General features: G+C 40.0%; 28 protein-coding genes. 16 read left to right on the plus strand and 12 right to left on the minus strand.

Annotated elements, in window-relative coordinates; all coding sequences use genetic code 11:
- Nucleotides 1–53 precede the first annotated feature (53 nt).
- Complete coding sequence (locus C6348_RS16040) at nucleotides 54–938, plus strand: LysR family transcriptional regulator (protein ID WP_106043720.1); 885 nt, start codon at nucleotides 54–56, stop codon at nucleotides 936–938.
- A 101-nt stretch (nucleotides 939–1,039) separates the two neighbouring features.
- Here the strand turns inward: C6348_RS16040 and C6348_RS16045 are convergent, their stop codons facing one another.
- From C6348_RS16045 to C6348_RS16055, 3 genes are all read right to left on the minus strand, one after another.
- Nucleotides 1,040–1,450: a DUF6508 domain-containing protein gene (locus C6348_RS16045; RefSeq protein ID WP_106043721.1), complete on the minus strand. Its 411-nt coding sequence runs from the start codon at nucleotides 1,448–1,450 to the stop codon at nucleotides 1,040–1,042.
- A gap of 136 nt (nucleotides 1,451–1,586) precedes the next feature.
- Complete coding sequence (rlmD, locus tag C6348_RS16050; protein ID WP_060595788.1) at nucleotides 1,587–2,972, minus strand: 23S rRNA (uracil(1939)-C(5))-methyltransferase RlmD; 1,386 nt, start codon at nucleotides 2,970–2,972, stop codon at nucleotides 1,587–1,589.
- A 102-nt stretch (nucleotides 2,973–3,074) separates the two neighbouring features.
- Nucleotides 3,075–3,944: a DNA-3-methyladenine glycosylase family protein gene (locus tag C6348_RS16055; protein WP_106043722.1), complete on the minus strand. Its 870-nt coding sequence runs from the start codon at nucleotides 3,942–3,944 to the stop codon at nucleotides 3,075–3,077.
- 431 nt (nucleotides 3,945–4,375) lie between these two features.
- Between C6348_RS16055 and C6348_RS16060 the strand changes: the two genes are divergently transcribed.
- From C6348_RS16060 to C6348_RS16070, 3 genes are all read left to right on the plus strand, one after another.
- Complete coding sequence (locus C6348_RS16060) at nucleotides 4,376–4,882, plus strand: hypothetical protein (RefSeq protein WP_034665101.1); 507 nt, start codon at nucleotides 4,376–4,378, stop codon at nucleotides 4,880–4,882.
- Nucleotides 4,883–5,014: 132 nt separating this feature from the next.
- Nucleotides 5,015–5,974 carry a magnesium/cobalt transporter CorA gene (gene corA, locus C6348_RS16065; RefSeq protein WP_060595785.1) on the plus strand — a complete coding sequence of 320 codons (960 nt, stop codon included), beginning with the start codon at nucleotides 5,015–5,017 and terminating at the stop codon, nucleotides 5,972–5,974.
- A gap of 32 nt (nucleotides 5,975–6,006) precedes the next feature.
- Nucleotides 6,007–6,498, plus strand: a complete 492-nt coding sequence (locus C6348_RS16070) for a DUF2716 domain-containing protein (protein ID WP_106043723.1) — start codon at nucleotides 6,007–6,009, stop codon at nucleotides 6,496–6,498.
- A 34-nt stretch (nucleotides 6,499–6,532) separates the two neighbouring features.
- On the opposite strand, the gene pdaA is transcribed toward C6348_RS16070, so the two are convergent.
- Together pdaA and C6348_RS16080 are read right to left on the minus strand one after the other, a co-directional pair.
- A complete protein-coding gene (pdaA, locus tag C6348_RS16075) occupies nucleotides 6,533–7,324 on the minus strand; it encodes a delta-lactam-biosynthetic de-N-acetylase (RefSeq protein WP_095286087.1) in 792 nt (263 codons plus the stop codon).
- A 101-nt stretch (nucleotides 7,325–7,425) separates the two neighbouring features.
- Entirely contained in the window at nucleotides 7,426–7,617 is a 192-nt protein-coding gene (locus C6348_RS16080) for an SE1561 family protein (protein ID WP_044139757.1), read from the minus strand.
- Between the two features lie 146 nt (nucleotides 7,618–7,763).
- On the opposite strand from C6348_RS16080, the gene yfkAB reads away from it, so the two are divergent.
- From yfkAB to C6348_RS16125, 9 genes are all read left to right on the plus strand, one after another.
- Complete coding sequence (yfkAB, locus tag C6348_RS16085) at nucleotides 7,764–8,885, plus strand: radical SAM/CxCxxxxC motif protein YfkAB (protein ID WP_060595783.1); 1,122 nt, start codon at nucleotides 7,764–7,766, stop codon at nucleotides 8,883–8,885.
- A 7-nt stretch (nucleotides 8,886–8,892) separates the two neighbouring features.
- Nucleotides 8,893–9,729 (plus strand): mechanosensitive ion channel family protein, encoded by an 837-nt coding sequence (locus C6348_RS16090; protein WP_060595782.1) that lies wholly within the window; start codon nucleotides 8,893–8,895, stop codon nucleotides 9,727–9,729.
- Nucleotides 9,730–9,830: 101 nt separating this feature from the next.
- Nucleotides 9,831–10,232 (plus strand): nuclear transport factor 2 family protein, encoded by a 402-nt coding sequence (locus C6348_RS16095; RefSeq protein WP_106043724.1) that lies wholly within the window; start codon nucleotides 9,831–9,833, stop codon nucleotides 10,230–10,232.
- 131 nt (nucleotides 10,233–10,363) lie between these two features.
- Nucleotides 10,364–11,083 carry a YebC/PmpR family DNA-binding transcriptional regulator gene (locus C6348_RS16100; protein ID WP_012009270.1) on the plus strand — a complete coding sequence of 240 codons (720 nt, stop codon included), beginning with the start codon at nucleotides 10,364–10,366 and terminating at the stop codon, nucleotides 11,081–11,083.
- Nucleotides 11,084–11,543: 460 nt separating this feature from the next.
- Complete coding sequence (locus C6348_RS16105; RefSeq protein ID WP_024425263.1) at nucleotides 11,544–11,741, plus strand: hypothetical protein; 198 nt, start codon at nucleotides 11,544–11,546, stop codon at nucleotides 11,739–11,741.
- Between the two features lie 64 nt (nucleotides 11,742–11,805).
- Nucleotides 11,806–12,375: a YIP1 family protein gene (locus tag C6348_RS16110; RefSeq protein ID WP_159049986.1), complete on the plus strand. Its 570-nt coding sequence runs from the start codon at nucleotides 11,806–11,808 to the stop codon at nucleotides 12,373–12,375.
- Between the two features lie 18 nt (nucleotides 12,376–12,393).
- On the plus strand, nucleotides 12,394–13,950 hold the full coding sequence (locus tag C6348_RS16115) for a hypothetical protein (RefSeq protein WP_106037178.1): 1,557 nt from the start codon (nucleotides 12,394–12,396) through the stop codon (nucleotides 13,948–13,950).
- Nucleotides 13,951–13,964: 14 nt separating this feature from the next.
- Nucleotides 13,965–14,627 (plus strand): ATP-binding cassette domain-containing protein, encoded by a 663-nt coding sequence (locus C6348_RS16120; protein WP_060595779.1) that lies wholly within the window; start codon nucleotides 13,965–13,967, stop codon nucleotides 14,625–14,627.
- On the plus strand, nucleotides 14,620–15,186 hold the full coding sequence (locus tag C6348_RS16125; protein WP_060595778.1) for a stage II sporulation protein M: 567 nt from the start codon (nucleotides 14,620–14,622) through the stop codon (nucleotides 15,184–15,186). Before C6348_RS16120 ends, C6348_RS16125 begins: the two co-directional genes overlap by 8 nt.
- 38 nt (nucleotides 15,187–15,224) lie before the next feature.
- On the opposite strand, the gene C6348_RS16130 is transcribed toward C6348_RS16125, so the two are convergent.
- The 3 genes from C6348_RS16130 to C6348_RS16140 form a co-directional block, all read right to left on the minus strand.
- The gene (locus C6348_RS16130; protein ID WP_050944786.1) at nucleotides 15,225–16,007 is read right to left on the minus strand and encodes a YfkD famly protein; all 783 of its coding nucleotides are present in this window, start codon (nucleotides 16,005–16,007) and stop codon (nucleotides 15,225–15,227) included.
- A gap of 67 nt (nucleotides 16,008–16,074) precedes the next feature.
- Nucleotides 16,075–17,142, minus strand: a complete 1,068-nt coding sequence (cax, locus tag C6348_RS16135; RefSeq protein WP_060595776.1) for a calcium/proton exchanger — start codon at nucleotides 17,140–17,142, stop codon at nucleotides 16,075–16,077.
- A gap of 64 nt (nucleotides 17,143–17,206) precedes the next feature.
- Nucleotides 17,207–17,584, minus strand: a complete 378-nt coding sequence (locus tag C6348_RS16140) for an OsmC family protein (RefSeq protein WP_106043725.1) — start codon at nucleotides 17,582–17,584, stop codon at nucleotides 17,207–17,209.
- Between the two features lie 75 nt (nucleotides 17,585–17,659).
- Between C6348_RS16140 and C6348_RS16145 the strand changes: the two genes are divergently transcribed.
- Nucleotides 17,660–18,841 carry an MFS transporter gene (locus tag C6348_RS16145; RefSeq protein WP_106043726.1) on the plus strand — a complete coding sequence of 394 codons (1,182 nt, stop codon included), beginning with the start codon at nucleotides 17,660–17,662 and terminating at the stop codon, nucleotides 18,839–18,841.
- A 210-nt stretch (nucleotides 18,842–19,051) separates the two neighbouring features.
- Here the strand turns inward: C6348_RS16145 and C6348_RS16150 are convergent, their stop codons facing one another.
- From C6348_RS16150 to C6348_RS16160, 3 genes are read right to left on the minus strand one after another with little or no spacing between them, the layout of a single operon-like run.
- Nucleotides 19,052–19,870, minus strand: coding sequence for a YihY/virulence factor BrkB family protein (locus C6348_RS16150; protein WP_106043727.1), 819 nt, complete (start codon nucleotides 19,868–19,870; stop codon nucleotides 19,052–19,054).
- Between the two features lie 18 nt (nucleotides 19,871–19,888).
- Nucleotides 19,889–20,221, minus strand: a complete 333-nt coding sequence (locus C6348_RS16155) for a hypothetical protein (RefSeq protein ID WP_034665145.1) — start codon at nucleotides 20,219–20,221, stop codon at nucleotides 19,889–19,891.
- A gap of 20 nt (nucleotides 20,222–20,241) precedes the next feature.
- Nucleotides 20,242–20,712 (minus strand): low molecular weight protein-tyrosine-phosphatase, encoded by a 471-nt coding sequence (locus C6348_RS16160; protein WP_034665148.1) that lies wholly within the window; start codon nucleotides 20,710–20,712, stop codon nucleotides 20,242–20,244.
- Between the two features lie 174 nt (nucleotides 20,713–20,886).
- Here C6348_RS16160 and C6348_RS16170 point away from each other — a divergent pair, with 174 nt between their 5' ends.
- Entirely contained in the window at nucleotides 20,887–22,242 is a 1,356-nt protein-coding gene (locus C6348_RS16170; protein WP_060595772.1) for an alanine/glycine:cation symporter family protein, read from the plus strand.
- A 77-nt stretch (nucleotides 22,243–22,319) separates the two neighbouring features.
- A complete protein-coding gene (locus C6348_RS16175) occupies nucleotides 22,320–22,535 on the plus strand; it encodes a DUF1128 domain-containing protein (RefSeq protein WP_003214000.1) in 216 nt (71 codons plus the stop codon).
- Between the two features lie 112 nt (nucleotides 22,536–22,647).
- Here the strand turns inward: C6348_RS16175 and C6348_RS16180 are convergent, their stop codons facing one another.
- The gene (locus tag C6348_RS16180; RefSeq protein WP_095286079.1) at nucleotides 22,648–23,166 is read right to left on the minus strand and encodes a type 1 glutamine amidotransferase domain-containing protein; all 519 of its coding nucleotides are present in this window, start codon (nucleotides 23,164–23,166) and stop codon (nucleotides 22,648–22,650) included.
- Nucleotides 23,167–23,421 lie beyond the last annotated feature (255 nt).

The raw sequence follows: 23,421 nt of genomic DNA on the forward strand, positions 1-23,421 counted from the left end.
TAATTGATAAATATATAAATTATTATTCGAAATACGAATGGAGATTATCAGAAATGGACTTAAAAGAATTAAAAGCTTTTCAAGCCGTGATTCAAGAGGGGACATTCTCAAAAGCCGCTCAAAAATTGAATTATGCACAGTCAACCATAACAAATCAGATCAAACGATTAGAACAGGAGTTAGGATTTCAATTGTTTGTGAGAGGATGGGAGGCTGAATTAACCCCTTCAGGGCAATTGTTTGCCAAAGAGATTGATCAGCTGATTCTCCATTGGCACTTTGTATTAGAGCAATCACAAAAACTCCAAAAAGAAGAAATCGGTACCTTGAATATAGGAGTCATAGAACCTATCGCTGCCTCTAATGTTCCTTCCGTCCTTCAAACATTCAGAAAGCAAAAACCGAATATCACATGCCACTTTATCATCGGTAATACAGACTTTCTTCACAAGCAGCTGCTCAAGGGAGAGATTGATTTTGCTATTGCAGGGGAACCGGCGATGAACCCACTTCCGTTTGAGGAATTGTACAAAGAGGAAATATCTTTTATCATCTCAAAACAGCAGGCAGATCAAGTTGGAACGATTTCATTGATCAAGGATCTTTATCAACAACCACTGATCATAGGTGGGGAAAGTTGTTTATATCACATGAAGTTACAAAAGGAACTATCAAGAATAAATATTGAGCCGTTCACTTATACTATCAGCCAGATTTCAGCGATTCCGCCATTTCTAAAAGAATTTCCCTCCGTCGGAGTCGTCCTTTCCTCTACACCATTGTCAGACGAGTTTGTGAAAGTTCCAATCGATATGGAGGATCCTTTTATCCCAATAGGAATCTTATCTCATAAGGAACCTCATCTCTCTCTGGAAAAGACCAAGCAGCTGCTGCTTGATCTATTTCGTCAAGAAGCTGAGAAGTTAACATGCTCGTGATCTTGTTCGGAAACAGAAGAAATGATGCAAAAAAACCTAGACTTCATATCATCTAGGTTTTTCATTGTTTCAATGCATTTTTTATCAGACGCACCCTTCTCTTAATCCAAACAATCCAATCTTTCAAGGCACTTAACAATGGTTCCGCTTTTAAAGAAATTGAATATGAGACCCTCGCAAAACCGTTCAGCTATCACAACCCCCATCATGAGAGCAAGCACACACTGCGCATTTAAATCTGACATGTCCACATTCTCCATATCATTCATTCCCGATTCAATGCCATTTTCTTTGAGGATTTCTCTGTAGCGGGTAAGCTCCAGCTCTTGATGTTGTTTTGCAAAGGTATAAACATCTTCGATCAAGTGACGGACCGTTTCGGAATAATTCACAAAGGGCATCTGAATCGGATGTTCAGCTGTGCCATCATTTTCTTGATCGTTTACCCATTCTCCAATATGATCTTCCTGAAGCATCGGGATGTATTTTGTTAGAATATCGAATTGACTCATTTTCATCCTCCTCTATCTCCTTTATATGGTTTACTCTGATCGACACCTATGGATCAGTATAAAAAAAAATCCGTGATCATCCTACCAGCTAGACACCAGTATTCAAATCACGGACAGTCTTTATTCACTTCACTTTTTATACTCTAACCATTGATACAACTGTCTCCACATGCGCCGTTTGCGGAAACATATCCACTGGCTGCATGTATTCGATTTTGTAGTCTTTTGACATGTATTCGAGGTCTTTTGCTAATGTCGATGGGTTGCAAGAGACGTAGACAAGGCGTTTTGGTTTGACTTGTTTGACAGTGTCTAAGAAGGTGCGCTCGCAGCCTGTTCTTGGCGGGTCCACGACGATGACGTCAGGACGGAAGCCTTCTTTGACCCATTTTGGCAGCCAGTGTTCAGCTGTTCCTGTCACATAGGTCGCGTTTTTCATGCCGTGTTTTTTGGCATTTTTCTTGGCATCATCAATCGATTCTTTGATGACATCCATTCCTCTTACTTCTTTTGCGCCATCTGAAAGCCACATACCAATCGTTCCAACGCCGCAATACGCATCGACAACCTTTTCTTTGCCAGTCAGTTTGGCCGCTTTTTTCGCTTCGTCGTAAAGCTTTAGCGTTTGCTTCGGATTCAATTGGAAGAAAGCACGTGCACTCAGTTCAAAGGAGACGTCTCCTAAAAATTCTTGAATGACCATGTTGCCAGCTAGGTGAGATGTCTTATGGCCAAAGATGACCGACGTTTTTTCACCGTTGACATTGTGCATAATGGACGTCACTTCTGGCAGACGTTTTTGAATGGCTTCGGCGATTTCTTTTTTCTTTGGAAATTCAGGTTTCGATGTCACAAGAACGACTTGTACTTCCCCTGTTTCAAAGCCGACACGCACGACAATTGAGCGTACGTCGCCTTTTCTTGTCCGTTCATTGTAGACCGATACACCGAATTTCTCTAAGATTTTGCGGACAACGCCCGTTGTTTTGTTCGTATTTGGATGCTGCACGATACATTCCTTGATCGGTACAAGCTTATGAGAGTTCAGTCCGTAAAGTCCAGCAATGATGTCACCGCTGTGAGAACGCCCTACTTGGAACTGGCTTTTGTTCCGGTAGTGCCACGGATCTTCCATACCGATCGTTGGTCGAATATCTAGTTTTTCAACTGATAGCTTCGTATGTCGTTCTATTGATTGAATGACAATATCTCGTTTTTCCTTTAGCTGCTGCTCGTATGCCAAATGCTGTAGCTGACAGCCTCCGCACTGCTCGTATACTGGGCATGGCGGTTTCACTCGATGCTCGGAGCGCTTTCGGACTTTCCTGACCGTACCTTCTGCATATTTTGCTTGGACATTCGTTGCTTCCACAACCACTTCTTCGCCTGGAAGCGCACCCGGGACAAAGACCACTTGCTTTTTAAAATAACCGACCCCTTCCCCATTAATGCCAAGGCGTTTAATGGTAAGCGGGAACTGCTGTCCCTTTTGTAAAAGGGCACCTTGCTGTTTTTCCTTCACTTCATTCTCTCCGTTCTATCTGAACCCTTGATAGGTTGTCTTCATTTTATTCCATCTCATTAGTATATCATGACTTGGACAAAGAGAGAAAATCCCTTTCATTTATTTATCTGTCTCAATGCTTCTCCATAAATATAAAGAAGCGTAGCTTAAATACGGGGTCCACTCCTTGCTTAATGCTGCCATTTCTTCTTTTGTCGGCTTTTCAGGCAGGTCAAAATGCCGCTTGATGGCGTTTTGAATACCGATATCTGCCATCGGAAAGAGATTTGGTCTTCCAAGTCCATTCATGAGCACATTTTGAACTGTCCAAGGTCCAATCCCTCTAATCGGAAGCAGACGTTCTTCCACCTCCAGATCAGTTAAATCGTGTAATTCTTCTAAACAAAGAGAGCCGCTCACAATTCGCTTCGATACATCGATGACATATTCCGCTTTCCGCTGACTAAATTGGAGCTTTCTCAAATCCTCTGTTTCAAGTGAGGCGATGGCTTCCGGTAAAGGATCAAACCAAACACCTTCTATTTGCTCACCGTACGTATGAACAAACCGTTTCGTGAGCTCATAAGCAAACGCCAGATTGAGCTGCTGATGAATGATGCATTTCATCAAACAATGATATAAATGAAAATCCAGCATGAGCGGTGTCCCGACATGACGCTCAAATATGGACGCTAAATTCGTTTGAGAAAAATGCTCATGCACAGCGTGTAATTGATGCTTCATACCAAATATCCGCTTCATCTCACATATGAGAGGTTCCTCAGGACCTTTTCCTTGCACCCGAAACGTGGGCGCTTCTTTTGTTCCGGTGGCTTGAACGACGACAACGTATGGTTTTTGTTCTAACCTAATTGGTACTTTGATTTCTCGTTTATTCAAATCGACTGCTTTTAATGGATCACTTGATAAGCGTCTGAGCACTTGATCGAAATGATACGGCGGCTCCACCATCAGCTCTTTTTCCCACATGTTTTCCTCTTCCTTTCTGCAAACACGCAGATGCGATTGTTTCACTTTGCATGAATGATTCTCCATATTGAATACTTTTAAACATAAAGAGTACAAGAATTTATCAGTTATATCTTCCTTATTTACGGTCATTTTCCTTTTGGATGAAGGAACATTTTTAGTCGAATTCAGCTAAAATTCGACAGCACCCTTCAATATTTTAGGATTATTTACCTTAAATTAGAAATAGAACCTCTGGGTGATATCTTCTATCCCGAAAATATTTGTATAATTATGACATATCAAGGAGGTGAACAAAGGAATTAGCTGATTAGGCAATCATTTGTTTTATCTTGCAGGACCATATTTTACCTCATTGATAACCGGCTTCACCTAGTTTCACTTTTTACGAAAAGGAAGACCCAAAATTTAAAAACAAGGAGATCCGACCAATGAAAAAAACCATTCTTTCTGTTGCCCTTGCCACTGCTGTTTCTTCGACACTACCAGTATTCGCTGACGCTGCTGAACAAAAAACTACTCCAGTTTCAACTACTGTTCAGCAAACTGTTTTAAACAAAGCTGCTGAAAGTAAAGCATCTACAACCGCAGGAAACGTTAATATTAACTTTGACGTACTTGGTATAGCTAATGCATTAATCAATGCTGCAAATGCTAACACAAACCGTGAAGGCTTTGTCAAAGGACTAATGGAGTCTGCTTTCTATGCTGCGGGCTCAAAATACAATGTCATGGTATTTAACTTAAGCCAAGGTTATGAGACTCGTTTCAACGGAGTCAAAACGTTTGCTACTGTGAAATACGGAAGCATTACTTACGGAGTTTGGGTATTTGAAAATGGATCTTTCACAAACAAAGGTGACGGCGGCTACATCAACTGGGCATTTAGAGGCTGGTTCGACCGTAACGGTGGTTTCGTCAACTTCCGTCGTCCTTAATTCTCGGTTTTATCCATCAATCATACACGCACATTGGACCGATCTCAGTAATGAGATCGGCTTTTTTATGCAGAACACGTATAAGTTCACCGGTGCTGCTTCATGATATAATGCAAGTCTGGAGGGGTGCACATGCTGAAAAAAATTGCAGTGACAAAAAACGGCGACTTGATTGAACATGCAACATTGCAGCAGCTTTCAAGCCCCGATATCGCCTGGTATTGGATTGATTTTCATGCGCCTACGGAAAAGGAAGCAGCGCTTTTAAAAGAATACTTTCAGTTCCATCCGCTTGCGATTGAGGATTGCTTCCATTATTTACAGCGGCCGAAGCTTGATTTTTATGAAGGGTATTTATTTTTCGTGCTTCATGCCCTGAATCAAAAGACGCTTCGATCTGAGGAAATCGATCTGTTTGTCGGTGACAATTATATTGTGACCTTTCATTTGAAGGAAGCACCATACATTGATCGTGTCATTCGAAAGCTCAAAGAATCTGACAAAACCCGAAATAGCGGACCTGAGCATATTGCTTATATGCTGATTGATCAGCTTACCGATGATTATTTCCCAATCATTTATCAAATTGAGGACAGGCTGAATGAAATTGAGGATGAAGAAGGTCATAAAACATATGGAACGCTGATGAACGAAGTATTCGGAATTCGATCCGATTTGCTCAAGCTGCGAAGAACGATTATCCCGATGAGGGACCTTTTATATCGTATTGTCAACACAAATACGATGAGAAGCGATACGAACCGGCAAGCATATTTCAATGATATTTATGATCACCTTTTGAAACTAACCGAGATCGTCGAGTCAAACCGTGATATGACGGCCGATTTACGAGACAGCTATCAGACGCTGAATTCCAATCGAATGAATGCAATCATGATGACATTGACCATTGTGTCGACCATTTTTATTCCACTGACCTTTATTGTTGGGGTGTACGGGATGAACTTTGACAACATGCCTGAATTACACTGGAAGTATGGCTATTTTGGCGTACTGATTTTCATGGGTCTGCTCGTCTCGGGTATGCTTTTGTGGTTTAAGCATAAAGGGTGGTTCCGCATTTTCAAATAATTTGTTGAGAGAATAGCTTGGGGGCGGTTAAGGTGGAAAACTGGATTCCATTGACTCATCAAGAACTAAAGCTGGTATGGAAGACGTTCTATCGAGATTTCAAATTTAATCCAAGCATCTCTCGTTTTCCCTCATTTCACGTACCTTCTCCTTTCATTACATATGATATTTCTGCTTATTTTGAGGACCCTTCCCTTCTACATGCGGAGGAAGACCTTGAAGAGAAAGCGTTACTTGCTTTTCAGGAGCATATGAGAACAGACGAATATATGCTGGCACTCGATTGGCAGCACGAATGCTACTGGATCACTCCATACGGGTCATTTGAAAAAGATGAAATTGGGGAATGGAGAGTCCCTGTGCTTCCTAACGGGGATTATGATTTCTTTTTATCAAAGGAGATGCATTGGGGCTTGCTAGGACATCCTTGGGAGCAAACAATCACGATTTTCGGTGAGGGCTTGATTGACTCTTTTACGCGTCATCACCCGATTTTGTTTCAGCGTAAAATAAGAGAAGGATAAAGAAAAAGCTCGCAGGTCTTCTGCAAGCTTTTTTCTATAGCTGAGGCAGATGCCATACTTTTTCAAGCATGAGATCGTCTAGGCTTTTAAAGGAATATCCTTGTTTTTTCAGAGCCGTGATGGCATCATCCAATGCCTCGGCATTGTCCCTTGAGACGGTATGAAGTAAGTAAATGGCACCTGGGTGCGCCTGCTTCATCATTTGATCGTAGGCATACTGTTTTCCTTTTTGATGATGAATATGCCAGTCCACAAACGCTACTGACCAGAAAACGGTTTGGTAGCCGAGCTCTTTTGTTTCCTTCAGCACTCTTTCACTGAATACACCGCGCGGCGGACGAAGATAGAGGTTGTCTTGTTTTCCAGTGATTTTGTACACGGCTTCATTGACACGGTCCAGCTCTTCTTTGATTTCTTTCGTACTCTTTGTTGTTAAATCTGGATGGTGATAGGAGTGGTTGCCAATGATATGACCTTCCTCTGCCATCCGTTTGACGAGCTCAGGCTGATCCTTCACAAAGTGCCCTGTCACAAAAAAGGTGCCTGGTACTTGATGTTTTTTCAGCACATCTAAGATCTTCGGCGTGTACCCATTTTCATAGCCATTGTCGAAGGTAAAATAAATCTCTTTCTTTTTCGTGTTTCCTAAATAAAAGGCATCATACTTTTTTAAAAGGACGTTCAATTCTTTACCCGCATCTGCTGGCTTGTGTTCTTTGCTTTTCGCAAATCCCCAATGGACGGGCTTATTAGACACGGCTTCCGCTTCTGAGAGAGGCATGGATACAAAAAGCGCACATAAACAGATGAGCATGTATTTTTTCATTTACGTCACTTCCCGGTTTTTCTTCTATTGTGCAGAATAAGACCGAGACTCATACACTGATTCACCTGCCAAATTAAAGAAAAAAGCCCGCACTGCGCGAGCTATTCTTCCTTCCAATCGCTTTTAAACCGTTCATATTTCGCTTCTAGGTCGTCAATCATCTGGATCAGTCTGTCTATATCCTCAACATCTGTTGATTCAGGATCTAATGAATCAATCACATTCATAAACATATCTAATCGGTTCTTTAAATAATCAACCTGCTGCTCTTTGCTGTCTGCTGCCTTGCCCATAGATACACTCCCTTTAGCATTTGTTTCTAGCTTATCTTTTTTCCCCTTGTAAATCAATGATGCCCCACTTGCGTATAACGGTGATGGGGCTTAAAATTAACTGTTGGCGGGTCTACGTTTGCCCGAATGAAAAGGAGATAGATACCATGAACCAAAAAACAGCACTTCGTCCGATTACACCTGCATACGACCCTTGGGAAGCCTATCTCGATGTGCAGGATTACGGAGAGATGAAGCTGACAAATATCGAATTTACAACAACGACGTTGTGTAACATGAGATGTGAGCACTGTGCGGTCGGCTATACCTTACAGCCTAAGGACCCGAATGCACTGCCGCTTGATTTACTGCTTCGCCGTTTAGATGAAGTTCCGCTTCTGCGCTCAATCAGTATTACAGGCGGAGAGCCTATGCTTTCTCTCAAATCTGTGCGGGAATATGTCGTCCCTTTATTAAAGTATGCCCATGAACGCGGCGTCCGTACACAGATCAATTCAAACTTAACACTTGATTTGGCGCGATATGAGGAAATTATTCCATACTTAGATGTCCTTCACATCTCACATAACTGGGGAACTGTCGAAGAGTTTGCAACGGTCGGTTTTGCGATGATGGACAGAAAACCAACCTTTGAGCAGCGCGAGAAATTATTTAACCGCATGATTGAAAATAGCCGGGCACTTGTCAAAGCGGGTGTTACCGTATCTGCTGAAACCATGCTGAATAAGCGCACGCTTCCATATATTGAACACATCCACCGGCAAATCGTGGAGGAAATGAAATGCCAGCGCCACGAAGTTCACCCAATGTACCCAAGTGATTTTGCCAGCGCCCTTGAATCATTGTCGCTTCCGCAAATGCGTGATGCGATTCATCAGCTGCTTGATATTCGTGATCAAGACACATGGATGCTGTTTGGTACCCTGCCATTTTATTCTTGCAGCACAGATGAAGAAGATCAGCGCCTCCTCAAGCGATTGCGTCAGGAGAAACATGTCACGGTACGAAATGACCCTGACGGCCGCTCACGTTTGAATGTGAATATTTTTGATGGGAATATTATTGTGACAGACTTTGGCGATACACCGCCGCTTGGAAACATTGCTACTGATACATTGCAATCTGCTTATTCACGCTGGATGGACACAAAATTAGCAAAAGAGCTGAATTGCCATTGTCCAAGCGTACAATGCCTCGGTCCGAATGTTCTTGTGAAAAACAGCTATTATCAAGATGTTGATTTTACTTCTCGTACAGCCAGGGGGTAACCGATAGATGGACGATACTTTTCTGACAATAGTCAAGAACAAATACATTGAAATTCTCCTTGTGGGACTCGTTCTTTGGCTTGCCGTCTTTATGATTAACAAAGCGCTTCAAATTTTCTTTAAACGAACGGAGTTTATAGAGGACAAGAAGAAAAAAACGATCGAGAGCTTGGTCAAATCTGTTACAAAATACACCGCTTCGATTTGCTTTGTCATGTATGTCATTTCTCTCTTCTTTCATGATTTCGGAAAAATCCTTGCAGGTGCTGGTGTTGCTGGGATCGTCATCGGTTTTGGCGCCCAGACACTGATTCGCGATATTTTAGCAGGCATTTTTCTGATCTATGAACGTCAGATTCATAAAGGGGATTATGTGACAGTGAATAACCTCTTTAATGGAACGATTGAAGAGATTGGTCTCCGCTCTCTGCAAATTAGAGAATGGAGCGGCAAGCTGTTAACCATCTCTAACGGAGACATCCGGCAAATTCAAAACTATAACATGCACTACATGCGGATTACGGAGTCTGTATTAATTAGTGCGAATCAAAACCCAGATACAGCCTTTCAAGCACTCGAAACGGCCTGTGACAATTTAAATCAGATGCATCATGATTTTCTCAAAAAAGATGAATTTCAACATGCCATTGAACCGTTTCAAGTCCATGGCATTATGGGCCTGAACAAGCTGAACCGCGGGATTGAGATCACAGTGAAAGGAATGGTCGAAGACGAAAAATACTTCGATGCTGCCCTCGCTGTCCGAAAAGAAATGATCAAACAACTTCATCAGCATGATGTCAAATTGCTTGAAGATCTCGTTTATCCCCAGCCTGCAAAATAACCTCATTTATGATGGGGTTATTTTTTTGATTGTTTTTTGTTAATCAGTTAATTATAATGGATTATAGTTAACTGGTTAACATAAAGAGAGGATGTTGATTCATGACAAAAAAAGAAGCGATATCATTTTTTAAAGAGATGTATGAAGAGGTATTAATCAAATTCAATATAGAAAAAGTGGAGGCTTATTTTTCACCTGATTATCAGCAAGTGACTGATGGAAAGGTTTCGACACTTGATGAGTTTAAAAAGCATCTATCCACATTAAAAGGATTGACAAAACAGCTTGAGATCCCCGTTTTTCATGATGTGTTATTTGATGAAGATACGCAGCAAGGGTGTTTTCGTTACACTGTAAATGTGGAACTCGCAAGCGGGGACAGGGGTTTAATTGATGTCATGGCTCTTTTCACGTTATTAGATGGCAGGATCATTCGGTGCGACGAGCTGACGAGATCTCACAAGCAGCATGAAACGCTTGAACAGCTTGGACACATCAACTGAGAAATCTCTTCATTTCAGCCCTCTTACTTCTATCCTCTTGACTGATTCATGTATAATAGAAGGCAGAATGATTTCATGCAGCATGGGGACCCTCATACTGTGTATTTACTAAGTGAAAGAGAGTGAATAAGATGGGTCGTAAGTGGAACAACATTAAAGAAAAGAAAGCATCAAAGGATGCCAGTACAAGTCGTATTTACGCAAAATTCGGGCGTGAAATCTATGTGGCTGCCAAACAAGGTGAGCCAAACCCAGAATCAAACCAAGCACTTCGTTTTGTCCTAGAACGTGCAAAAACATATAGTGTCCCAAAACACATTGTAGACCGTGCCATTGAAAAAGCCAAAGGCGGTGCGGAAGAGAATTTCGATGAGCTGCGCTACGAAGGATTTGGTCCAAACGGATCAATGGTGATCGTTGATGCCCTTACCAATAACGTGAACCGCACAGCGTCAGATGTTCGTGCGGCATTCGGGAAAAACGGTGGAAACATGGGCGTAAGCGGCTCTGTTGCCTACATGTTTGACCAAACAGCTGTCATCGGTGTCGAAGGAAAAAGTGAAGAAGAAACGCTTGAGCTTTTAATGGAAGCAGACGTTGATGTACGTGACATCATGGAAGAAGATGAAACAGTGATTGTATACGCTGAACCAGATCAATTCCATCAAGTACAAGAAGCATTCAAACAAGCCGGCGTCGAAGAATTTACTGTCGCTGAAATCACAATGCTTCCTCAAAATGAAGTGACATTAGATGATGAATCTAAAGAACAATTCGAGAAACTAATCGATGTATTAGAAGAGCTTGAAGATGTGCAGCAGGTTTATCATAATGTGGATTTAGGGGAATAAAAGGAAATTTTGCCATAACATAAGTTTATTTAAATAAACTTATGTTATGGCTTTTTTATTTAAAACTCATAATATCTTTTGAAAGCAAAACTTTATATTCAAATTAGGAAAAACGTATCTTAATAGAGTAAAGTTAAATATTCTATTTTTGTGTAAAATTTAACAAAAAAGGTATACTACTCCTTTGTCTAGTTGTATTATAGTGATTACGAGAAATAATACATAATTTTATATATAAAAGTTAGGTGGTGTTATTATTTTTAAAATATGGTGGAAACAGTATTTTGGATTTATGATCATACCATTTATTACTATGGGGTTTATCTTTAACAACTTCTCTCACTTTACAAAAATTATCTATTTCCTTTTCCTTGCTTGGTTATTATTTAATGTTATTGACTTTTATAGAAGTGAGGTAAGAAACAAAAACGACAAAAAGTCATGAAAGGGGGTGTAGACGTTGATATTTGAAGTAGCCACGAAATTTTTTTTAACTATTGGAACAGCAACGGAAATAGTTAATGCTGTAAATAATGGTTTAGGAATTCTAACGATAATAGGACTTGCTGGTGCTACGTATGGCTGGGGAGCAATTGCTTACCCACTTATTAGAGGTGCTGTCGCAAAGTGGGGAACAAAACAGGCAATAAACTGGTAGTATACTAGATTTAACAAAGAGGAGAGGATTCTCTCCTCTTTTAATGAAAGGTTGTTCTTACGTTATGAGATTTTTCAAGATTTTTTATCAGCCATTAGAATTGATGTACTCTCTTAATAAAAAACCTAACATAGCTCTTCCATTATTATTTTCTGCTTTAATACCCTTACTTTATATTCAAGTCATTTTTGAACGCTTTGAACATGTGGAAAGCAAGTGGTTATATTTAATAGCTTTAGGTATGAGTTTTTTTTCATTAATGACTTTTTTCATTACTTCTTTTACCATCTATTTGTTATTAAATACTTTTATGTTAGATAGAGAAATCAGTTTCAAAACGACCATTTCAATTTATGGATTTAGTCAAATGCCAAAAATCTTTTTTGCCATCAGCCTTTTATTCTTTCCATTTTTAGATAACACCAATATATCTCAGTACGATCATTTTCTAACAGCCCTTGCCATCTTTATCATAAATCCCTTTAATATCTGGAGATATATGTTGTTAATATGTGGCTTTCATGTACTAATCAACATGAAAATAAAAAAATTAATTGCTATTGCGATAATTTTCGTAATCATTGAGGTATGTATTATATTTTTCGGAAGTGATATAACTCATATTTTTAGATAAAGGAGAATCATTTTTCTAATGAGAAATGTACTAACATATATTTATTTTAGACAAAAATCTTTTTTTTACTATCGACTTCCAAAATTAAAAATAAAGAATGACTTATTTGTTTATGTCGCTCTATCCGTCATTCTTTTATTCAGCGCAGTTTTTACCACTATAATGACTCAATTATATACCAATCATTTATTTTCACATAACGAGATCTTTTACATATCAACTTTTTTCATCATTACTTTTTTATTAACAGGAATTCAGCAATCCATTACAAATACTGTTTATAAAACATCTACAAAAAATGACCTGAAATTATTAATTGTATCACCACTTTCTTTTCACGAGTTGTTACTAGCAAAATATTTTGAAACCACATTTTTGAAAGAGGTTTTAATCTCTTCAATTCTTATTCCAACAATTTTTTTATATCATTATTCACAAATAGGTTCGGTTTTTTTAGGCATTGTATTTACACTTAACTCTGTATGCTTTCTTTATATAATGAAATTTGCGGTTTTCTACTTATCTGTCATTGGGTACCGTTATATTGCGACAGCATACCAATTGTTTTTTTCAATTCTGAGAATTTTTGTTTTGTCTATATTAGCTGTTATTTTTTTATCCAACAAAATAGATTTCCAATCTCATTCAATGCTTAATTGGTTTTTCAACTGGATATCCCAAATGCCTTTTGCGGTTTTACCAACAATTTTCCAAGATAAATTCATCATTTTTTTACAAATTTCATTATTAATCATCGTTATGTTATTGATTCGAACTTCTTTTTCTAATGGGGTAAGAGCACATTTCATTGGTGAAAATTCAAAAAAAAGAAAGGTTAAAACAATGATTTCTCACCTTTCCTTTCATGAAAGAAAGGAGCTGTCTCTCATCCAGTTAATGATTGCTTACATCAAAAGACAAAGAAAACAAGAAATTATTATGACATACTTGCCTTTATTTAGCTCGCTATTTTCTATCATACTTATTTTATATTTGCTTTATTATAGAATACCAACATTTATGAATGCTAATGAGAGTTTAGTTTTTATCATTCTGTCAGCTGCCATTGTTAAAATGTTATCAGATACATATTGCTTTCTCGCAAGCATCGATTTTCATGGTGCACGTTTTCAACTTCTGAAATTGACTGGGATTCATCCCAAATTCATCGTACGAAGTCACATTATTCTCTCTAGTTCAATTAATATCACGCTGTTCATTATCCTTTTTACAATAGCTGCAATCATATTTCAAATGTCTTTCCCTTTCTTTATTTTCATTTGTGTTATGGCAATAACACAAATGATCTTATTCAATTGTATTTATTTCTTATCAAGCATTAGTTATCCAGAATTTAAAAGAAATTTTGTAAGTAATCTTCCTTCAAGCAAAGCAAAAATGACTGCGAATTTGCTAATTCTATTTTGTTTTTTGCTGGAAGGACTGATGCTAATCATATTTGATAAACAGCATTACCTTGCTTTTATTATCTCTACATTGATTTATTTGATATTTATTTTTATTATTTTGAAAATCTCTAGTCTTAAGATACAATTTCTTAATTTAAGTAAGTAAAAAGGGGAAGTAAAATGTTAAAGTTAGATAATATTCATGTCCAAATTAACAACAAATCCATTCTCCATGATTTGTCTCTTCATGTTAAGCCACATGATTCTGTTGGTATTATAGGAAAAAACGGCGCAGGAAAAACGACTCTATTTGAGATCATTTGTGGCATACGATTAACTGATGATGGCGTTATCCGCTTTTTAGATAAGCAACCTAAGGATCGTCATTATTCAAGTCACCTTTTCTTTGTACCTGATGATTCTCTTGTATATGAATACTTAACTGCATCCGAGTATATCAATTTTGTTTCTAGACTCTACAACAAAAAGTTAGACTCAACAGAAATCAATACTATGCTTTCATTCTTTGAACTTGACTACCTGTCCAACAAATTAATTAGAGACTATTCTAAAGGAATGAAAATGAAATTAGCTATTTCACTTGCTCTTTTATTAAAACCTCGATTACTTATTTTAGATGAACCCTTTAATGGGCTAGATCCATCTAGTTGTATTAAATTAGTTCAGAAGCTAAAAGAATTTCTTCAATTTGGAAGTGTGCTTTTTTCATCACATACTTTAGATTTTGTTGAAGAGCTCAGTCACTCTACATATCTTCTTCGGAATCAGCAATTAACAAACGTGACGACAGAAAATTTAAAAGAGCTGTTTACTGATGAGTAAAGCAATTAAGAGTTACTTAAAAGATTTTTACCATGCTTTAAAAGTGCTTATTTTACCTTCTATTTTCTTCATAACAATTGGAATGGTCATGGGATTTTATATGACAAACGGAGATTATTCAGAGGATATTGTTAGAATAAATGATCAACGTCATTTTTTTGATTATTTCTTTCAAAATTTATCTATATGTATCATGATGATAGTTGGAATGGTTACTTTTGGTTTATCTAGTGTATACATATTGTTTATCAATGGATTAATGATTGGTGGAGCTTTTAAAATTTCGATTCCGTATTTAATGCATCCTTTACAATCATTACTTCTCATCTTACCTCATGGTATAAGCGAATTGATGGCTATTATGATTTCTGGTGGTATTGGTTTTATCCTTCTGAAAGAGGCCATCCTTTTATTGTTTGATAAAAAGAAGAAAATAAATTTTAAAAATATATGTAAAATTACTTGTACAGGGCTTGTGCTAGTAACTATACTATTATTTTTCTCGGCCATCATAGAGTTTTATATCACGCCTGACATTAATAACTTTACGACAAATTAAACCCCCTCTTCTATAGTGAAAGAGGGGGTTTTACTATGTTAATTCATCCCTTGAAACCCAAACGTCAGGTGATCCTGAACAGGAATCCAAGCGCCGATTCCTTGTGAGGTCACGTTTTTCACGACGAGTTTGCGTTTATTTCCTTTGAGCACAAGGTACACTTCTCCGTATGTCACCTTTCCTTTTTCGTTAATCGCTGGTGCATAGGCATGAAGCGAAGCTGCTTTTTTCGGAGATACATGGTACGACTGATCTCGTTTTGTTCCTGCGCCAATCACTGTGTCAAAAGCGAGGGGCAGCTTTGTTTTTTGAATGGCTTTTTGCATCATCAATGTTTTCACATCTTCCGGGTTTGGCACCTTTGCTGTGAGCCCGCCGCTCACTTTCACTTGCTGCTTTTGAACGTATTTTCCAATGGCAGTTTTGTTGCCGCCTCTATTATCAATGTGGTTCGTATTCACTTTTTTGTATTCCCAGTTGGCAACCGTTTCGTTTGAATCGTAGCTCAGTGCCCATCTTCCAAGGAAAATGGTCGCGCGGTATCCAACCGCTAATGGCGTCCCTGAAATGCTGGATTCATTCAGCATTTTGATCAAATGGGTATTTTCAATCGGTACATTCGTTGTTTTGAACAATTCAGCTGTCAGCTCGCTCGGCTGGAGCAGGGGCTGATCCTGTGACGCGTTCGGATACGTATTCTCCTTTGAGATACTAGCGACAGACGATGGCACCTTAAATGGCTTCGCCGCCTCCGCTGGAAAGCTGTATAGAAAACTTAAGGATAAGAGAACAACAAACATGATGCGGGGCATCTTTTTCATATCATCACTCTTTCTCATTCATTTTTCCATAGTATTTTCCGCAAAGACGTCCCTTATCCACAAAAGATTATAAAAGGAAAAATCCAATCGCCATAATGAAATAGGCAGCAAGTAATGTGGCGCCTTCAAACCAGTTTGTATCACCATCATTTGATAAAATGACCGTGAGTAACACAGCGGATGCCATCGCAATGAGCTCTGGTAAAGAGAAAATGAGCGGCATCTGCTTATTGAAAAAAAGAGAGCTGATGACAAGGATTGGCGCGACCATCATGGCAACCTGAAGCGTTGAGCCAAAAGCAATTTCCACCGCGACATCCATTTTGTTTTTATACGCCATGATGACAGCTGAGGCATGTTCTGCGGCATTTCCGACGATGGCCACAATAATGACTCCGATAAACAGCTCACTCCAGCCAAATTGTTCTCCCACCGTATCAAATGTATGGACGAGGCGCTCTGAAATGTACGCAACGGCAATCGTCGCAAGCAGCAAAATCACAGTGGCAAACTTACCAGACCATTCAGGTGTTTCTTCTTCCGTCTCCGCTTCCCCGTCCATGCTCTCCAGCTTGGCAACATAGACTCCGCGGTGGCTGACCAGTTTGAAATAGAGCGCTGCGACATAAAGCAAAATCATCACAATGCTAATTCCAATGCTTAAAACAAATTGTTTATCCTCAGCCATCTCCACCGAAAACACTTCTGGAATGACAAACGCCACAATAATGGCAAACATGAGCAAGCCCGAGTTGTGCCTTGCATCGTGGACATTGAACACTTGGCGCTTATATTTTAATCCGCCAACGAAAAAAGACAGCCCCGCCACAAGCAGTAAGTTTCCGATAACTGATCCAGTTAATGAAGCAAGTACAATAGCTGTCAGTCCTTGCTTTAATGCAAAAAATGAAATAATTAACTCTACCGCATTTCCAAATGTGGCGTTTAAAAGCCCGCCAATTCTTGGGCCCGCTATGATGGCAAGACTTTCTGTGGCTCTTCCCATAAAACTAGCAAGACCAATAATGGCGATACAATACACGGCAAACATGATGACCTGCGGGAAATGAAGAAAACTGCCAATGACCGATAGCGGCACACCAATTGCGACAATCACAAGAAACAAACGATTCATACAGCCATTCTCCTTTACATATGTCTGATTGTTATTCTTTCGTGAGTGCCGGCATCATATACATTTAGATTCGTTCGTGTGAGAAGGTGACCTCAATACTTCCTTTCACAGACTGCACCATCGAACAATGCTTCAAAGCAATTGTGATGACTTTATCTATTTGTTCTTCAGATGTATTGATGTGTTCAAAAATGATATGTAAATGAATACGGGAGATTTTGTTTACAGCTCCTGCTCTTGTCGTTTCAGGTGTGATCGACAGCCCTTCACAGGATATTCGCTTTTTCCGGCATACATGAATGAGCATTTCTCCAAAGCAGCCTGCAATAGCTGAGGTGAACAATTGAGATGGCCTGTACCCCATTTCTTCTTTTCCTGAGATATACAGCTGCTTTTCATCTGTTCCCGCAATCCACCGGTCCGTTTCGTATATCAGTTTCATTCCTTTTCCACCTTTCTATTGAAACCCCTATGGTTCCATTGTACGATGAAAATATGAACTTGTAAGGAGCTTCTTATGTCGAGAATTCACTTTATGATTTTAATTTTACTTGTATCTGTATCTGGTTTTTCGCAGGGAGCGTTATTGCCTGTCATTTCGATTATTTTTGAACATGCCGGCACTTCTCCTACGTTAAACGGTCTGCATGCCACAGGCTTATATCTTGGCGTGCTGCTAGCATCTCCCTTTATGGAAGCGCCGCTTCGCCGGTTTGGGTTTAAGCCGTTAATTGTCATTGGGGGCGCTGCTGTCTTTTTAAGCTTGTTTAGCTTTGTGTTTTTTGAATCTTATGTCGTCTGGTTCTTCCTGCGGCTCATGATCGGGATTGGTGATCATATGCTGCATTTCTCTACACAGACGTGGGTGACCTATGCGTCGTCATCGAGAAATCGCGGGCGAAATATTTCATTGTATGGGTTATCCTTTGGACTCGGTTTTGCCGCTGGACCTTTTTTAACACCACTCATTGAAATCAACCCATCTTTACCTTTCATTGTTTCTGGTGCCGTTAGTTTATGTATTTGGCTGCTTGTTTTTGTTTTGAAAAATACATATCCAGATACGGGCGAAGTGCAGACGTCAGAGCAGACAAACAGTTTGAAGCGCTTTAAGAAAGCCTTTCAATTTGGCTGGGTCGCCTTTATGATGCCGTTTTGCTATGGCTTTTTAGAAACGACACTCAATAGCAACTTCCCTGTGTATGCACTTAGAAGCGGGGTAACAGTGGATGCAGTGGCGTTTATTTTACCTGCGTTTGCCATTGGAAGTATTGTCTTTCAGCTACCTCTCGGGATGCTCAGCGACCGGTTTGGCAGGCGCCGCATCATTTTATGTGTCACACTCGTCGGGTCTTTCTTTTTCCTACTAGCAGGAATTTTCATTCAATCGGTTTTGGCTGTTGCGATTTGTTTCTTTATTGCCGGAATGGCTGTAGGCTCTACCTTCTCACTTGGCATCAGTTATATGACCGACTTATTGCCAAAGCATCTGCTTCCTGCTGGAAATTTGATGTGCGGGATGGCGTTTAGTGCGGGGAGTATTCTCGGGCCTGTTCTCGGTGGAATCTTTGTGCAAACGTTTGAAGGAATGAATTTACTTTACCTTGTCAGCATCGTGATATTATTCGTGTTTTTCTGCGTTCGATTTGGGCGAACGGCAGCAGTGGTTGAAAGTTCCAATGCATCCATTTCTAAATGAAAAAAACTCCCCTGCGCTATGCAGAGGAGTTTTTTCATTTAGTGATATCCATTTTGCCCGTTCGCACTGCCGCTTGTTTTGTGCTTAGGCTGATGACCTTTGTTTTGTTTCGTATTGCTTCCGCCTTTTTTCGATTGTTTGGACATATGTGATTTCCCCCATCCATTCAGATTGAACTTGTTCGTTCTTCTTTAGGATGCCCGGATTTCTTTATAGCTTGCCTGGTACGATTTTACGTTTATGTAAAAGCGCATTGAGCTCGCCGCCAAGGATAATCATGATGCCGGTTAAATAAAACCAGATCATTAAAATAATGATTCCCCCAATGCTTCCGTACATCGCACTGTAGTTGGCAAACTCGCCTACGTAAAATGAAAACAGCATGCTGACCAAAATCCATCCAATCGATGCAAAAATGGCACCTGGCAGAACAAATTTCAATTTCAGCCTAATGTTTGGAGCAAAATAGTACAAGGATGTAAAAACAATCAACAAAATCAGCGGGCTAATGATCCATCTCATCGCAGTCCATACGGTGAGAAAGGCATCTGACTGCCCGACTAATTTAGCGACAAATAAACCAAGTTCTTTTCCAAAGACAGGCAGCATCAAGGCAAAAATAATGGTCAAAACCATCGCGATCGTTAAGATGATTGATGTTAAACGTACGAGAATGAAGGAACGATTCTCCTCAACTTCGTAAGCATGGTTAAAAGCTCTGACGACGGCATTAATGCCGTTAGATGCTGACCAAAGGGCGGCAATAATCCCAAACGATAATAACCCGCCGTTACGATTATTCAGCGTCTGATCGGCAATGGATTCAATCATCGAAAGCGCTCCTTCTGGCGCATAATCAGAAATGACGCTCAGGACATCCTTTGACGTCAGCGGCAAATACCCAACCAGTGTCAGCACGAAGATGAGAAACGGAAATAATGAAAGCAAAAAGAAATACGCAAGCTCAGCAGATTTTGCCGGTCCTTCGTGCAGCAAAAAGCGTTCAATTAACGCTTTAATAAAACCCATACGCCTCATCTCCAATGATCAATCTGTCTGTTTCGATTGAAAGTGATCCTTTGTTTCTTCAATAATTTCTAATACCCTTGGGGTTGTTTCCTTTAACTGATTGACCTGTTCATTTAAAAATGACAAATCATCTGAGACTGTTCGCATCAGCTGCTTCGTTTCTTCCATCTTTTCTTTCATGCAAGCCGATATTCTGCCTGGCTCCTGGCGGTATTCATCCAGCTTTTGCTGGCAGTCATTCCATTTGTCTTTGAGTGCAATTCTCGTTGGCCGATGAAATAAAGTCAGCAATGCGCCGCAAGCTGCTCCTATGGCAGCTCCTCGGAGCACGATTTGATTTTTTTCTTCCATCTCGTCTGATCTCCTTTCAGTTAAAGGTGGTTCTCTTTCTTTACATACGTCAAAAAACGGTCAATTCCTGTTTCAATTAATTCATGGACTTCCTCAAAGTTCCCAGTGTAATAAGGATCTGGCACATCATCTCGATCGTCGTCTTCTACAAAATCAAGAAGACGGCCAATAAAGTGATGTTTCCCATAGCCGGCTATACTGCGAAGTGCCCCTACATTTTCTGCATCCATCGCCATGATATAGTCGTATGTGGTGATATCCTTCTCCATGATTTGTCTTGCAGTCATTCCTTCATAGCTGATGCCTTTTTCATCAAGCAGCTTTCGCGTTCCTTCATGCGGAGGACTTCCTTGATGCCAGCCGCCAATCCCTGCTGAATCAATCACAAAGTGCTCGCTAAGCCCCTCATCTTCTACTCTTTTTCTAAACATGGCCTCTGCCATCGGTGACCTGCAAATATTGCCAAGACACACGAATAACACATGAATCATTCTTCATTCTCCTCCTATCTTTTCCCTAAGAGTTCTTTTCGAAAACCTTTTCTCTATCATATCAAGCCCTTTTTCTTTTGGAAACTTTGCAAGAAAAGCTCTCATCGCCATTGACAAATTACACAAAAACAGGAGAAACTTTAGGAGAATTACACAAACAAAGGGGGATATTAGATGGGAATAATTGAGCAGTTTGTCACGACGATGAACAATTTTTTGTGGGGGCCTCCCCTATTGATTTTAATTGTTGGTACTGGAATATACCTCACCTTTCGCGTTCTCTTCATTCAAATTAGATTACTTCCTTATTCTTTAAAGCTCGCTTTTTCTAAACAAGACAAAATGTCAGAAGGAGATATTTCTCATTTCCAAGCGTTAATGACGGCTCTTGCTGCAACTGTCGGTACAGGGAATATCGTAGGTGTGGCCTCGGCAGTTATAGCGGGTGGTCCGGGTGCGGTATTCTGGATGTGGTTTGCTGCATTTTTCGGAATGGCCACTAAGTTTGCAGAAGCTGTTCTTGCAGTTAAATACAGGATCAAAAACGAAAAAGGCGAAATGTCTGGCGGACCTATGTATTATTTAGAGCATGGATTGAAACAGAAATGGCTAGGGGTTCTATTTGCTGTTTTCGGCGCCAGTGCTGCCTTTGGGATCGGCAACCTGGTACAGTCTAATTCCATCTCAGGAGTCATGAATTCTACTTTTCAAATTCCAACATGGGTAACAGGTATCATCATTACGGCTTTTACGGCACTCGTGATTTTAGGCGGAATTAAAAGCATTGGCCGGGTCACATCTATTTTTGTACCAGTCATGGCTTTATTTTACGTCATTTGCGGTCTGATCATTCTTGTCATGAATGCTGATCTCGTTCCAGGCGCAGTCGGTCTTATTTTCTCAGATGCCTTTACGGGTCAAGCCGTGGCAGGTGGTGCAATTGGAACTGTCATTCGCTGGGGTGTGGCACGAGGAGTATTTTCCAATGAAGCAGGTCTTGGGTCAGCACCAATTGCTGCTGCGGCTGCGAAAACGGATATGCCTGCCCGTCAAGCTCTCGTATCTATGACGCAAGTGTTTATCGATACAATCATTGTTTGTTCTATCACTGGCATTACCATTGTCATGGCAGATATGTATTTAACAGTGAAAAGTGATGCGCTGACCTCGTTATCCTTTGCTCATTTCCTCGGTCCAGTTGGCTCAACCATTGTGGCAATCGGTCTGCTCTTGTTTGCCTATTCCACCATCATTGGCTGGTCCTATTATGGCGAAAAATGCTTTACATATTTGGCGAAGGATTCGTACGTCATGTATTATCGCATCGTGTTTGTCATTGCTGTCTTTTTCGGTGCCGTGTTTAAAAATGACTTCGTTTGGGGTGTAGCAGATATGCTCAATGGGCTGATGGCGATTCCAAACTTAATCGGGCTCATCGGTTTATCAGGGGTTGTCGTATTTGAATCCAAACGAATCATTGATAAGATTAAGCAGGAGAAAAAGGAGAAAAACATCTCCGTGTCATCTTAATAGCCCTTTTATTCTTTTGCATTTCTGTTAAAATAGACATATTATTCGACATATATGCAGGAAAGGACGTGCCGCCCTTGTCAGAGCAAAAAGCGGCTGAAGTCAATCAGCTGATTGAAGACATTTCGCAAAAGTTAAATATGCTGAACATTGGAGTCATTAAAGCCGAGGACTTCAGTCCAGACAAGTACGAAGATATCGAATTTCTTCACCAAATGGTGATGAAAAAATCTTCATTCAGCCCAAGTGAAATGCAAGCCATCGCAAGCGAGCTAAAAAACTTAAGAAAATAATGGTGCAACAGGAAGCTGCTTTACGGTCTACACGCAGTTTCCTTACATCATGCGCAGAAAAAGCCAGCACCCCGCAAGGTGCTGGCTTTTTTTATCCTGTCATAACTGCGGTTTATTTCTCAAGCAGTTTTAATGATTCACGGTTAAATGCTGGAATGTCATCAGGTGTACGGCTTGTCACAAGCTGATCCTGACAAACGACAACTTCTTCGTCTTTAAATTTAGCGCCTGCGTTTTCCATATCTACTTGAATGGATGTATAGCCAGTTGCGCTTCTTCCTTCCAGCGTCTTCGCTGTAATAAGCAATTGCGGTCCGTGACAGATCGCAAATACTGGTTTTTTCTCGTCCATAAATGCTTTAGTGAATTGGACGTAACGATCATCTGCACGCAGAATGTCCGGTGAGAAACCGCCAGGAATCAGAAGTGCATCGAAGTCTTCAGGCTTCACGTGATCAATGGACGCATCCACTCTCACTTCTGCATCTCCTTGCTTCCCTTTCACTGTTTTTCCTTTTTCGTTTTCAATCACTGTGATTTCATGACCTGCATCTTTAAAGGCTTTTGCAGGCTCGGTGAATTCAGCATCCTCAAAGTAATCTGTTAATACAACTGCAATTTTCTTACCCATGTAGAAACCCTCCTGCTTGATTATCGTTTACACTACACACTATACCCGGGCATGTTGAAATCAAACATCCTATCCCTATCAGAAAACCCCTTACGATAAAAATAAGCATTTCGACTCATTCGCATTCCCTCAACAAGGTAATTCGTATGATTTATGTTACCTTTACAATAATCTGCAAAAAATAACTACAAAAGTTAACGAAACATTTCTACAATAGGTATTGTGGTCAAAAAAATTAGAAAGGCGGAGATCAGG

Source organism: Bacillus sp. YBWC18 (genome assembly GCF_002998775.1).
In the GTDB taxonomy this organism is placed as follows: domain Bacteria; phylum Bacillota; class Bacilli; order Bacillales; family Bacillaceae; genus Bacillus.